Annotated in this window: 13 protein-coding genes and 1 pseudogene; 7 read left to right on the forward strand and 7 right to left on the reverse strand. The window is 47.7% G+C overall.

Features of this window, described 5'->3' with window-relative positions; all coding sequences use genetic code 11:
- Positions 1-6: 6 nt before the first annotated feature.
- A complete protein-coding gene (locus tag AACU19_RS20890) occupies positions 7-405 on the reverse strand; it encodes a rhodanese-like domain-containing protein (RefSeq protein ID WP_000559548.1) in 399 nt (132 codons plus the stop codon).
- Positions 406-499: 94 nt separating this feature from the next.
- On the opposite strand from AACU19_RS20890, the gene ftrA reads away from it, so the two are divergent.
- From ftrA to mgtT, 3 genes are all read left to right on the forward strand, one after another.
- Positions 500-1,471 (forward strand): transcriptional regulator FtrA, encoded by a 972-nt coding sequence (ftrA, locus tag AACU19_RS20895; protein ID WP_122990223.1) that lies wholly within the window; start codon positions 500-502, stop codon positions 1,469-1,471.
- Between the two features lie 107 nt (positions 1,472-1,578).
- On the forward strand, positions 1,579-1,674 hold the full coding sequence (mgtS, locus tag AACU19_RS20900) for a protein MgtS (protein ID WP_000901367.1): 96 nt from the start codon (positions 1,579-1,581) through the stop codon (positions 1,672-1,674).
- Entirely contained in the window at positions 1,674-1,778 is a 105-nt protein-coding gene (gene mgtT / locus AACU19_RS20905; RefSeq protein ID WP_241957767.1) for a protein MgtT, read from the forward strand. Before mgtS ends, mgtT begins: the two co-directional genes overlap by 1 nt.
- A 114-nt stretch (positions 1,779-1,892) precedes the next feature.
- On the opposite strand, the gene dgcZ is transcribed toward mgtT, so the two are convergent.
- Both dgcZ and ydeI read right to left on the reverse strand, forming a co-directional pair.
- Positions 1,893-2,783: a diguanylate cyclase DgcZ gene (gene dgcZ, locus AACU19_RS20910; RefSeq protein ID WP_105278482.1), complete on the reverse strand. Its 891-nt coding sequence runs from the start codon at positions 2,781-2,783 to the stop codon at positions 1,893-1,895.
- Between the two features lie 253 nt (positions 2,784-3,036).
- Positions 3,037-3,429 carry a YdeI family stress tolerance OB fold protein gene (gene ydeI, locus AACU19_RS20915; protein WP_105278483.1) on the reverse strand — a complete coding sequence of 131 codons (393 nt, stop codon included), beginning with the start codon at positions 3,427-3,429 and terminating at the stop codon, positions 3,037-3,039.
- Between the two features lie 275 nt (positions 3,430-3,704).
- On the opposite strand from ydeI, the gene AACU19_RS20920 reads away from it, so the two are divergent.
- Entirely contained in the window at positions 3,705-4,223 is a 519-nt protein-coding gene (locus AACU19_RS20920; protein ID WP_001024558.1) for a 2-oxo-tetronate isomerase, read from the forward strand.
- A gap of 44 nt (positions 4,224-4,267) precedes the next feature.
- On the opposite strand, the gene dcp is transcribed toward AACU19_RS20920, so the two are convergent.
- Positions 4,268-6,313: a peptidyl-dipeptidase Dcp gene (gene dcp / locus AACU19_RS20925; protein WP_001353191.1), complete on the reverse strand. Its 2,046-nt coding sequence runs from the start codon at positions 6,311-6,313 to the stop codon at positions 4,268-4,270.
- Between the two features lie 136 nt (positions 6,314-6,449).
- On the opposite strand from dcp, the gene ydfG reads away from it, so the two are divergent.
- From ydfG to ydfZ, 3 genes are all read left to right on the forward strand, one after another.
- The gene (gene ydfG, locus AACU19_RS20930; RefSeq protein ID WP_000636571.1) at positions 6,450-7,196 is read left to right on the forward strand and encodes a bifunctional NADP-dependent 3-hydroxy acid dehydrogenase/3-hydroxypropionate dehydrogenase YdfG; all 747 of its coding nucleotides are present in this window, start codon (positions 6,450-6,452) and stop codon (positions 7,194-7,196) included.
- An 88-nt stretch (positions 7,197-7,284) separates the two neighbouring features.
- Positions 7,285-7,971, forward strand: coding sequence for a DNA-binding transcriptional regulator rspR (gene rspR, locus AACU19_RS20935; protein ID WP_000215540.1), 687 nt, complete (start codon positions 7,285-7,287; stop codon positions 7,969-7,971).
- Between the two features lie 176 nt (positions 7,972-8,147).
- Complete coding sequence (ydfZ, locus tag AACU19_RS20940; RefSeq protein ID WP_000214712.1) at positions 8,148-8,351, forward strand: putative selenium delivery protein YdfZ; 204 nt, start codon at positions 8,148-8,150, stop codon at positions 8,349-8,351.
- Between the two features lie 35 nt (positions 8,352-8,386).
- Here the strand turns inward: ydfZ and AACU19_RS20945 are convergent, their stop codons facing one another.
- From AACU19_RS20945 to AACU19_RS20955, 3 genes and pseudogenes are all read right to left on the reverse strand, one after another.
- Positions 8,387-9,847, reverse strand: a complete 1,461-nt coding sequence (locus tag AACU19_RS20945) for a mannitol dehydrogenase family protein (protein ID WP_105278484.1) — start codon at positions 9,845-9,847, stop codon at positions 8,387-8,389.
- Between the two features lie 89 nt (positions 9,848-9,936).
- A pseudogene (ydfJ, locus tag AACU19_RS20950) lies at positions 9,937-11,220 on the reverse strand (MHS family MFS transporter YdfJ); the annotation flags it as partial.
- Between the two features lie 264 nt (positions 11,221-11,484).
- The coding region (locus AACU19_RS20955; protein WP_105278486.1) for a tail fiber assembly protein at positions 11,485-11,799 on the reverse strand (315 nt) is incomplete at its 5' end.

Genomic DNA, 11,799 nt, shown 5'->3' on the forward strand with positions numbered 1-11,799 from the left:
TACTCATTATTTTCCTGTTGCAAAGGCGTAGCCTTCATCTTCCCAGCCGGTGATCCCGCCGAGCATGATTTTAACTGGCCTTCCTAGCTGGGCCAGTTTGAGTGCCGCCCGGTCTGCTCCATTACAATGTGGTCCCGCGCAATACACCACAAACAGAGTATCTTTCGACCATTGAGCCATTCTCTCTGAGGTCATTTGCTTATGGGGCAAATGAATCGCGCCGGGAATATGCCTGCGGGCGAAGTTTTCTTCACACCCAACCACATGCAATAGAACGAAGTCATCACCAACGTACGCCAGAGAGTCATGAACATCGGCACAATCTGTTTCAAGACTCAGGCGTATGAGAAAATGCGCTTCGGCAATGTCCGGCGTCGCGGCTGTAAATTCAGTGACATAATGCATAGTGCTTTTTCCTATTGGTTTATTGTGTTAACAATAATGTAACCGACAAACCTTGCACTTACCGCCTCTCGATATGCCAGAAAAGCGCAAAATGATGACAATTTCACAACGCCCCCTGGTCGTTGTCTTGGCCTATGATGGGCTATGTACTTTTGAATTTGGCGTCGCAGTTGAAATATTCGGCCTTCCACGCCCGGAAATGGGTGATAACTGGTATCGGTTTGCTGTCGCTGCGGTAGAAGCCGGTGCGTTGCAAGCCACTGGTGGGATCCGGGTGGTTGCGGATGGAGGGCTGGAGTTACTTGCCGACGCCGATATGATTATTATTCCCGGTTGGCGTGGAGTAGATGAACCGGTGCCAGAGATGCTATGTGAGGCGTTACGCGAAACTCACCAGCGAGGAACTCGTCTGGTATCGATATGTTCTGGTGTATTTGTTCTTGCCGCCGCAGGCCTTCTTCACCAGCGTAAAGCGACCACCCACTGGCGCTACACTGAACAACTCCAACATCGTTACCCTTCTATTCATGTATGTGACAATGTTTTATATCAGGATGAAGGACAAGTCATGACTTCCGCAGGGAGTGCTGCAGGGATCGATCTGTGCTTACATATCGTGCGTAAAGATTATGGGCACGAAATTGCAAACAATGTCGCCCAACGGCTAGTCATCCAGCCGCATCGCCACGGAGAACAACCACAAAACATGACGCGTCCGATGGCTTCGTCGAGAGAAAGCCAGACGTTTGGCGCATTATTCGACTTTTTACAGCAAAATCTGGCGCAAACGCATACCGTTGCCTCTCTTGCCGGGCGAGTGAACATGAGCCAACGCACTTTTTTAAGACGTTTTGCCGCCTTAACGGGTATGACACCTGCCCGCTGGCTGCTTAATGAGCGGTTAATTCGCGTGCAGGATTATCTGCAAAATTCGGCTTTCAGCATCGATAAAATTGCCGAGCTGACGGGGTTTGGCAATTCAGCCTTACTAAGGCATCATTTTCTACAGCGTTTTTTATTATCTCCTTCGCAATACAGAAAAAACAGCCGTCCTCCTTCACATTAATCACCTAATTCATCCTTCGTTTAGGTTACCTCTGCTAATATCTTTCTCATTGAGATGAAAATTAAGGTAAGCGAGGAAACACACCACACCATAAACGGAGGCAAATAATGCTGGGTAATATGAATGTTTTTATGGCCGTACTGGGAATAATTTTATTTTCTGGTTTTCTGGCCGCGTATTTCAGCCACAAATGGGATGACTAATGAACGGAGATAATCCCTTACCTAACCGGCCCCTTGTTACAGTTGCGTACAAGGGGCCTGATTTTTATGATGGCGAAAAAAAACCGCCAGTAAACCGGCGGTGAATGCTTGCATGGATAGATTTGTGTTTTGCTTTTACGCTAACAGGCATTTTCCTGCACTGATAACGGATCGTTGACACAGTAGCATCAGTTTTCTCAATGAATGTTAAACGGAGCTTAAACTCGGTTAATCACGTTTTGTTCGTCAATAAACATACAGCGATTTCTTCCGGTTTGCTTACCCTCATACATTGCCCGGTCCGCTCTTCCAATGACCACATCCAGAGGCTCTTCAGGAAATGCGCGACTCACACCTGCTGTCACGGTAATGTTGATATGCCCTTCAGAATGTGTGATGGCATGGTTATCGACTAACTGGCAAATTCTGACACCTGCACGACATGCTTCTTCATCATTAGCCGCTTTGACAATAATGATAAATTCTTCGCCCCCGTAGCGATAAACCGTTTCGTAATCACGCGTCCAACTGGCTAAGTAAGTTGCCAGGGTGCGTAATACTACATCGCCGATTAAATGCCCGTAGGTATCATTAACCAATTTAAATCGGTCAATATCCAACAACATTAAATAAAGTTTCAGAGGCTCAGCGTTGCGTAACTGATGATCAAAGGATTCATCAAGAACCCGACGACCCGGCAATCCCGTCAAAACATCCATATTGCTTCGGATCGTCAGCAAATAAATTTTGTAATCGGTTAATGCCGCAGTAAAAGAAAGCAATCCTTCCTGAAAAGCGTCGAAATGTGCGTCATGCCAGCGATTTTCAACAATAGCCAGCATTAATTCCCGACCACAGTTATGCATATGTTGATGGGCAGAATCCATTAGCCGAACGTAAGGTAATTCATCGTTATCGAGTGGCCCCAGATGATCAATCCACCGACCAAACTGGCACAGTCCATAAGAATGGTTATCCGTTATTTCTGGCTTACTGGCATCTCTCGCGACCACGCTGTGAAACATACTTACCAGCCACTGGTAGTGGGCATCGATAGCCTTATTGAGATTTAACAAGATGGCATCAATTTCCGTTGTCTTCTTGATCATTGCCACTCCTTTTTCACAGTTCCTTGTGCGCGCTATTCTAACGAGAGAAAAGCAAAATTACGTCAATATTTTCATAGAAATCCGAAGTTATGAGCATCTCTGAGATAACATTGTGATTTAAAACAAAATCAGCAGATAAAAAAGTGTTTAATTCTATAAATTAACTCTGCATTATCGCAATTAAAAGGATGACAAATAGCATAACCCAATACCCTAATGGCCCAGTAGTTCAGGCCATCAGGCTAATTTATTTTTATTTCTGCAAATGAGTGACCCGAACGACGGCCGGCGCGCTTTTCTTATCCAGACTGCCGCTAATGTTGATCATCTGGTCCGGCTGAACTTCTCGTCCATCAAAGACTGCCGCAGGAATAACAACATTAATTTCACCGCTCTTATCGCGAAAAACGTAACGGTCCTCTCCTTTGTGAGAAATCAAATCACCGCGTAGTGAAACCGAAGCGCCATCATGCATGGTTTTTGCGAAATCAACGGTCATTTTTTTTGCATCATCGGTTCCGCGATAGCCATCTTCTATTGCATGAGGCGGCGGTGGCGCTGCATCCTGTTTTAAACCGCCCTGGTCATCTGCCAACGCATAAGGCATGACAAGAAAACTTGCTAATACAATGGACTGAAATTTCATACTAACTCCTTAATTGCGTTTGGTTTGACTTATTAAGTCTGGTTGCTATTTTTATAATTGCCAAATAAGAATACTGCCAATTGTTATAAGGCATTTAAAATCAGCCAACTAGCTGTCAAATATTCAGAGAATTTAACTCACTAAAGTTAAGAAGATTGAAGAGTCTTAAACATATTTTCAGAATAATCGGATTTATATGTTTGAAAATTATTATATTGGACGAGCATACAGAAAAAGCAAATCACCTTTACATATAATAGCGTGGACAAAAAACAGTGAACATTAATAAAGATAAAATTGTACAACTCGCAGATACCGACACTATTGAAAACCTGACATCCGCGTTGAGTCAAAGACTTATCGCGGATCAATTACGCTTAACTACCGCCGAATCATGCACCGGCGGTAAGTTGGCTAGCGCCCTGTGTGCAGCTGAAGATACACCCAAATTTTACGGTGCAGGATTTGTTACTTTCACCGATCAGGCAAAGATGAAAATCCTCAGCGTAAGCCAGCAATCTCTTGAACGATATTCTGCGGTGAGTGAGAAAGTGGCAGCAGAAATGGCAACCGGTGCCATAGAGCGTGCGGATGCTGATGTCAGTATTGCCATTACCGGCTACGGCGGACCGGAGGGCGGTGAAGATGGTACGCCAGCGGGTACCGTCTGGTTCGCGTGGCATATTAAAGGCCAGAACTACACTGCGGTTATGCATTTTGCTGGCGACTGCGAAACGGTATTAGCTTTAGCGGTGAGGTTTGCCCTCGCCCAGCTGCTGCAATTACTGCTATAACGAGGCTGGTCTGGCGATAAATCCAGGCCAGCCATTGGTTGTGTTTATACGTTCAAGCCACGATGTTGCAGCATCGGCATAATCTGAGGTGCCTTACCGCGCCATTGTCGATACAGGCGTTCCAGATCTTCGCTGTTACCTCTGGAAAGGATCGCCTCGCGAAAACGCAGCCCATTTTCACGCGTTAATCCGCCCTGCTCAACAAACCACTGGTAACCATCATCGGCCAACATTTGCGTCCACAGATAAGCGTAATAACCTGCGGCATATCCGCCCCCAAAAATATGGGCGAAATAACTGCTGCGATAGCGTGGCGGTATAGCAGGAAGATCCATATTTTCCGCCACCAGCGCCCGCAATTCGAAATCATCTACCTCCTGCATTGCTTCGTTTTCTTCCAGGCAATGCCAGCGCATATCGAGAAGCGCGGCGCTAAGCAGTTCGCTCATCTCATACCCTTTATTGAACAGGCTGGCATTACGCATTTTCTGTTGCAGTTCGTCAGGCATTGCTGCCCCGCTCTGATAATGCCGGGCGTAGCGAGCGAATACCTGCGGATACGTTGCCCAGTGTTCGTTGATTTGCGACGGAAATTCGACAAAATCACGCGGCGTGTTGGTACCGGAAAGCGTGGCATAACGCTGGCGGGCAAAAAGGCCGTGCAGCGTATGACCAAATTCATGGAATAAGGTTATCACATCATCCCAGAGTAACAACGCAGGTTCACCGGCAGCGGGTTTCTGATAATTGCAGACGTTATAAATTACCGGATGCGTTTCATTCAGCGTTGATTGCTCAACAAAATTGCCCATCCATGCACCGCCGCTTTTTGAATCACGGGCGAAGAAATCACCGTAAAATAACGCCAGCCCCACGCCATTATGATCAAAAATTTCCCACACACGAACGTCAGGATGGTAGACAGGAATATCAAAACGTTCGACAAACTTAATACCGAAGAGCTGATTCGCAGTCCAGAATACGCCTTCATTCAACACCGTGTTTAATTCGAAATAAGGTTTGAGCTGCGCTTCATCGAGATCGAATTTCTCACGTCTTACCTGCTCGGCATAAAATGCCCAGTCCCACGGCTGCGCGCTAAACCCGCCCTGCTGCTTATCGATAACCGCCTGTATGGAGGCTAATTCATCGCTCGCACGTTGACGCGCCGCTGGAACAATTTCCCGCATAAAGTTGAGTGCTGCTTCTGGCGTTTTTGCCATCTGATCGGCGATTTTCCATGCGGCATAATGAGGGAAGCCAAGCAGTTTTGCCTGCTGCGCGCGGATCTCCACAAGCCGTTGAATAATGGCACGGGTATCGTTAGCGTCATTTTTTTCTGCCCGCGTCCAGCCCGCAGTGAATAGTTTTTCACGCGTCGCGCGATCGCGAAGTTCAGCAAGCGCCGGTTGCTGGGTGGTATTCAGCAGCGGAATAAGCCATTTGTTATCCAGACCTTTCTCGCGAGCCGCCTCTGCCGCCAGCGCAATCTCCTGTTCGCTCATCCCAGCCAGTTGCGCAATATCGTCCAGAACCAGACCGCCGGATTTATTTGCTGCCAGTAACCGCTGGTTAAACTGGCTGGTCAGGGTCGCAGCTTCTGTATTAAGAACTTTTAATTTTGCTTTATCAGCTTGTGCAAGTTTGGCTCCGGCAAGGACAAAACGTTGATGAATAACCTCCACCAGGCGAATGGATTCACTATCAAGCCCCTCGGATTCACGTCGCTGCCAGACCGCATCTACTCGCGCGAATAATTCACCGTTCAGATAGATATCATTAGCCAGTTCTGCCAGTTCAGCGGAAAACTGCTCATCAAGACGCTGTAATTCATCATTGGTATGCGCCGCAGTCATCGCAAAAAAAACGCTGGTGACGCGGGTCAGCAGTTCCCCACTCTGCTCCAGTGCCAGAATAGTATTGTTGAAATCAGGTGTTTGCGGGTTGAGCGCAATGGCGGCAATTTCGGCCCGCTTTTGCTGCATTCCCTCATCAAATGCCGGTCGATAGTGACGATTGGCAATTTGATCAAAATGGGGAGCCAGATACGGCAGTGTGCTTTGCACAAGGAAAGGATTCATTGTTGTCATTTTCTTCTCCTGAACGCGAGGTGTTCCATAGCGTAGGCTTACTGATAACGGAGTGCAATCTTGCAAACCAGTATTACCCGCTCTTAAGCATCACGTGCTATGTTATTGACACACAAAAGCGTTGAGGAACAGTGAGATGATCGTTTTAGTAACTGGAGCAACGGCAGGTTTTGGTGAATGCATTACTCGTCGTTTTATTCAACAAGGGCATAAAGTTATCGCCACTGGCCGTCGCCAGGAGCGGTTGCAGGAGTTAAAAGACGAACTGGGTGATAATCTGTATATCGCCCAACTGGACGTTCGTAATCGCGCCGCTATTGAAGAGATGCTGGCATCGCTTCCTGCCGAGTGGTGCAATATTGATATCCTGGTAAACAATGCCGGTCTGGCGCTGGGCATGGAACCTGCGCATAAAGCCAGCGTTGAAGACTGGGAAACGATGATTGATACCAACAACAAAGGCCTGGTATATATGACGCGGGCCGTCTTACCGGGTATGGTTGAACGTAATCATGGTCATATCATTAACATTGGCTCCACGGCAGGCAGCTGGCCGTATGCTGGTGGTAACGTTTATGGTGCGACGAAAGCGTTTGTTCGTCAGTTCAGCCTTAATCTACGCACAGATCTGCACGGTACGGCAGTACGTGTCACAGACATCGAACCGGGACTGGTGGGTGGCACCGAGTTTTCCAATGTCCGCTTTAAAGGTGATGACGGTAAAGCCGAAAAAACCTATCAAAACACAGTTGCATTGACGCCAGAAGATGTCAGCGAAGCCGTCTGGTGGGTGTCAACGCTGCCTGCTCACGTCAATATCAATACCCTGGAAATGATGCCGGTTACCCAAAGCTATGCCGGACTGAATGTCCACCGTCAGTAATTTTTATACCCGGCGTAACTGCCGGGTTATTGCTTGTCACAAAAAAGTGGTAGACTCATGCAGTTAACTCACTCACAAGCAAGAACGAATGACCGTCGAAACGCAACTTAATCCCACACAGCCTGTCAATCAGCAGATTTATCGTATTCTTCGCCGCGACATTGTCCATTGCCTGATTGCACCAGGCACACCGTTGTCGGAAAAAGAAGTTTCTGTTCGTTTCAATGTGTCACGCCAGCCGGTTCGTGAAGCCTTTATTAAACTGGCGGAAAACGGCCTGATTCAAATTCGTCCGCAGCGTGGCAGCTACGTCAACAAAATTTCCATGGCCCAGGTGCACAACGGCAGTTTTATCCGTCAGGCCATTGAGTGCGCGGTGGCGCGTCGGGCGGCGAGCATGATTACCGAAAGCCAGTGCTACCAACTGGAACAAAATCTTCACCAGCAACGCATTGCCATTGAGCGCAAGCAACTGGATGATTTTTTTGAACTTGATGACAACTTCCATCAACTCCTGACGCAGATTGCCGACTGTCAACTGGCGTGGGATACCATTGAGAACCTGAAAGCGACCGTTGATCGCGTGCGCTATATGAGTTTCGACCACGTTTCTCCACCAGAAATGCTGTTACGCCAGCATCTTGAGATTTTCTCTGCCCTGCAAAAACGTGATGGCGATGCGGTAGAACGTGCAATGACGCAACATTTGCAGGAAATCAGCGAATCCGTGCGCCAGATCCGCCAGGAAAACAGCGACTGGTTTAGCGAAGAGTAATTCATTTCCTCTCATCCCATCCGGGGTGAGAGTTTTTCCCTCCGTCATCTGGCTCATGCATGCATCAAAAAAGATGTGAGCTTGATCAAAAACAAAAAATATTTCACTCGACAGGAGTATTTATATTGCGCCCGTTACGTGGGCTTCGACTGTAAATCAGAAAGGAGAAAACACCTATGACGACCTACGATCGTAACCGTAACGCAATCACCACTGGCAGCCGTGTTATGGTTAGCGGCACCGGTCACACTGGCAAGATCCTGTCGATTGATACTGAAGGTCTGACCGCTGAGCAAATCCGCCGCGGAAAAACCGTAGTTGTTGAAGGTTGTGAAGAGAAACTGGCACCACTGGACCTGATTCGTCTCGGCATGAACTAAGCGTGTGAATGCCGCCGATGGCGGCATTGCTTTTTTTACTTCACGGAATATTTCGCCACGGTCGCTTTCGCGCCATGCGCTAATAAAGATAAGTACGCTTCCGTTACTTTTGTCGTAAACAAACTATTGCCTGGTAAATCATCACCAAAGATCGCCTTAATTGCCAGCAATGACTGGACGCGCGCTGTCCCTTCAGCACTACTTTGTACTGCCTTCTGAATAACAGGTAACAGTGGGTCACTGATTTCTATCTGATTTCCCTGTTCATCAACACCACCGACATAACGCATCCAACCCGCGACGCCCAGCGCCAGCAGATCGAACTTGCTGTCATGCGCCAGATGCCAGCGAACAGAATCCAACATCCGCTGTGGCAATTTCTGGCTGCCATCCATCGCAATCTGCCAGGTTCGATGACGTAGCGCCGGGTTGCTATAGCGTTCAATTAATCGATTAGCGTAATCTTGCAAATCAACGCCCTGCACTTTCAACGTCGGCGCTTGTTCCTGCAACATCAAGGCATACGCTGCATGATGATAATGTTCATCTTCCATGCAGTCATTAATGTGCTGATATCCGGCAAGATAACCCAGATACGCCAGGAATGAATGACTGCCGTTGAGCATGCGCAACTTCATCTCTTCATAAGGCAGCACATCACTAACCAGTTCGGCTCCCGCTTTTTCCCATTCCGGACGTCCGGCAACAAAGTTATCTTCTATTACCCACTGGCGGAAAGGTTCACAGGCAACGCCAGCAGGATCACGCACACCGGTAAGTTGTTCGATTTTCGCCAGCGTATCCTCTGTCACTGCGGGCACAATACGGTCCACCATTGTTGATGGGAAAGTCACGTTTTCTTCGATCCATTGTGCCAGTTTTACATCAACAGCTTGCGCGTAGGAAGTGACAACGTCACGCATAACATGACCGTTTTCTGGCATGTTGTCACATGACATGACGGTAAATGCGGGAAGTCCTGCCGCTTTACGGCGAGCCAGCACCTCAACAATCACCCCTGTTGCAGTTTTCGGCTGGTGGGGATTTTGCACGTCGGCAACGACCATCGGGTGATCGAGCATTAACTGTCCGGTCGCCGGAGAGTGGAAATACCCTTTTTCGGTGATTGTCAGAGAGACAATCGCGATTTGCGGTTCACACATCGCAGCCAGCACGGTTTCTAAGCCATCTATTTGTACGTGCAAGGCTTTTTTAACGACGCCAACGACACGAGCCGTCCACACATCGGCCGACATTTCCGCAACGGTATAAAGATTATCTTGCTGTTGTAAATCGGCAATTTGCTGTTCGCCGCCGATTAAGTTGACCTCATAATATCCCCAGTCACTGTAATGTTCCGAAGCAAGAATATCGGCATACACGCCCTGATGCGCACGGTGAAATGCACCAAAACCTAAATGAACAATTCTTGGGGCCAGGTTATTACGATCATAAACAGGGAGCGTCGCTTTTGCTGATAACAAATTATTTCCCATAACAATTCCTTAAATTTAAATATGGCAAGCTGCATGTTTTGTTATATGAATAAAAAATCCCCTCTCCGGTAAGAGAAGGGATGGAGGATTTACAGACTTCTTGAAGGTTGCGCAGCTGTTACAACACGCGGTTGATCTTCCGCGGCATCTTCCAGTGCACTTAAATCACGGTCTTTCACTTCTGGCATTTTCAGCGCAGAGATTAAACCAATCACTGAATATGCCATGATCATAATGGCGATCGGATACCAGGATTCCGTCATGGTGCAGAAAATACCCGCCAGGATAGGACCAAAACCGGAAGCGATAAGACCACCAATTTCTTTTGAAATAGCCATCCGGGTAAAGCGGTTTTTACAGCCGAACATTTCTGCCATGGTAATGTTTTCCAGAGCAAATAATCCCAGCACCGCACAGTTATGAATCACAATCAGTGCAACCATAATGGTGCTCGGGGCATAGCTTTTATCTACGATGATAGAAAGCATTGGCCACGCCAGCACAATCGCAGAGGTATTCATAATAATATACGGGATCCGGCGACCAATTTTATCGGATAACCAACCAAGGAACGGAATGGTCATAAAGCCGAGAATCGAACTGATCATCAATGCATCTGTTGGAATTGCTTTGTTAAACAATAACGTCTGCACTAAATAGCCTGCAAGGAAAGTCTGAATTAAACCTGAGTTACCAGCCTGACCAAAACGCAGCCCTGTTGCCAGCCAGAAGGATTTGCTCTGGAACATGCTACCAGCAGGTGCAGGTTTTGCTGTCGGTTGGTTGCTGTCGTTAACCTTCTCAAAGACCGGGCTTTCTTTCAGATTCATACGCAACCAGATAGCAAAGACCATCACGACAACGCTCGCCAGGAACGGTATACGCCATCCCCACGCCAACAGTTCCTCTTTACTGAGAATGAAGAACATAAAGGCCCAGATTGCCGTTGCGCTCAAGGTTCCGCAGTTAGTCCCCATAGCAACAAATGAGGAGATAATTCCGCGCTTACCTTTTGGCGCATATTCCGCCAGCATCGTACCGGCACCGGAAATTTCCGCGCCTGCCCCCAGCCCCTGAATAATACGCAGCGTCACCAGCAAAATTGGCGCAAACACACCAATTTGTGCATAGGTCGGCAGCACACCAATTAAGGTGGTACAGATCCCCATCATAGTGATGGTAATAAAGAGCACTTTTTTACGCCCGATTCTGTCGCCCATTTTGCCGAAAATAAATGCTCCGACAATACGCGCCACATAACCTGCACCGTAGGTTCCCATTGCCAGAATTAACGCCATTGCCGTTGATGATTCAGGAAAAAATATTTCATGAAACACTAACGCTGCGCCGAGCGAATATAACTGGAAATCCATAATTCATAGGTGTTTTTTTTCATCCTGTGGTTTTCTTGGGGTTTTCTATGTTTTTTCAAATGGTTGCATCTTTTCAAAAATATCCTGATCTCAATATCACTGCCTATCTGAGGCCTGTTTCTGTCCCATATATGCCCCAAATAAAACTCCACAACATACGCAGTTATCCGGTATGCCGCAGCACATTCCTGCATACAATGTTCCGCGGCTTTTATCATCTCTGCCTGTAATTACTGATTAACGTAAAATCCTTTTCTCCGGTATTTACTGCTCTGGCTTTTGTGGCCATTCCGGGTTCGCTGAATCCACCCGGCTGAGCAGGACGCTGTAACGCTCCCATGCCGACAGCCGGGTTCGCTCTTCTTCCGTGGCCATACTCAGCCTTACCGACCGCTCCAGAAGCCGGATGATGGTATCTGCTTCACTGAGCAGCGTGGCCTTGCGTTGCTCTGTCTGTCTGTTGACTTCCTCTGACGAATACTCGCGTTTCCTCACCTGACCGTCCAGATACATCCACTGCCCCGAATCGTCTGCACGGCGGTTCGCCGTTATATCTGCCACCTCAACAACACTTAATCC

It is taken from the genome of Escherichia sp. MOD1-EC4550, assembly GCF_963876935.1.
In the GTDB taxonomy this organism is placed as follows: Bacteria; Pseudomonadota; Gammaproteobacteria; order Enterobacterales; family Enterobacteriaceae; genus Escherichia; species Escherichia coli_F.

Coding starts and splice junctions, on each gene's coding strand:
- ydeI (WP_105278483.1), bottom strand. CDS start 3,429: ATGAAATTTCAGTCCATTGTATTAGCAAGTTTTCTTGTCATGCCTTAT.
- mgtT (WP_241957767.1), top strand. CDS start 1,674: ATGAACGGAGATAATCCCTTACCTAACCGGCCCCTTGTTACAGTTGCG.
- ydfZ (WP_000214712.1), top strand. CDS start 8,148: ATGACGACCTACGATCGTAACCGTAACGCAATCACCACTGGCAGCCGT.
- ydfG (WP_000636571.1), top strand. CDS start 6,450: ATGATCGTTTTAGTAACTGGAGCAACGGCAGGTTTTGGTGAATGCATT.
- mgtS (WP_000901367.1), top strand. CDS start 1,579: ATGCTGGGTAATATGAATGTTTTTATGGCCGTACTGGGAATAATTTTA.
- dgcZ (WP_105278482.1), bottom strand. CDS start 2,783: ATGATCAAGAAGACAACGGAAATTGATGCCATCTTGTTAAATCTCAAT.
- AACU19_RS20890 (WP_000559548.1), bottom strand. CDS start 405: ATGCATTATGTCACTGAATTTACAGCCGCGACGCCGGACATTGCCGAA.
- AACU19_RS20945 (WP_105278484.1), bottom strand. CDS start 9,847: ATGGGAAATAATTTGTTATCAGCAAAAGCGACGCTCCCTGTTTATGAT.
- dcp (WP_001353191.1), bottom strand. CDS start 6,313: ATGACAACAATGAATCCTTTCCTTGTGCAAAGCACACTGCCGTATCTG.
- ftrA (WP_122990223.1), top strand. CDS start 500: ATGACAATTTCACAACGCCCCCTGGTCGTTGTCTTGGCCTATGATGGG.
- rspR (WP_000215540.1), top strand. CDS start 7,285: ATGACCGTCGAAACGCAACTTAATCCCACACAGCCTGTCAATCAGCAG.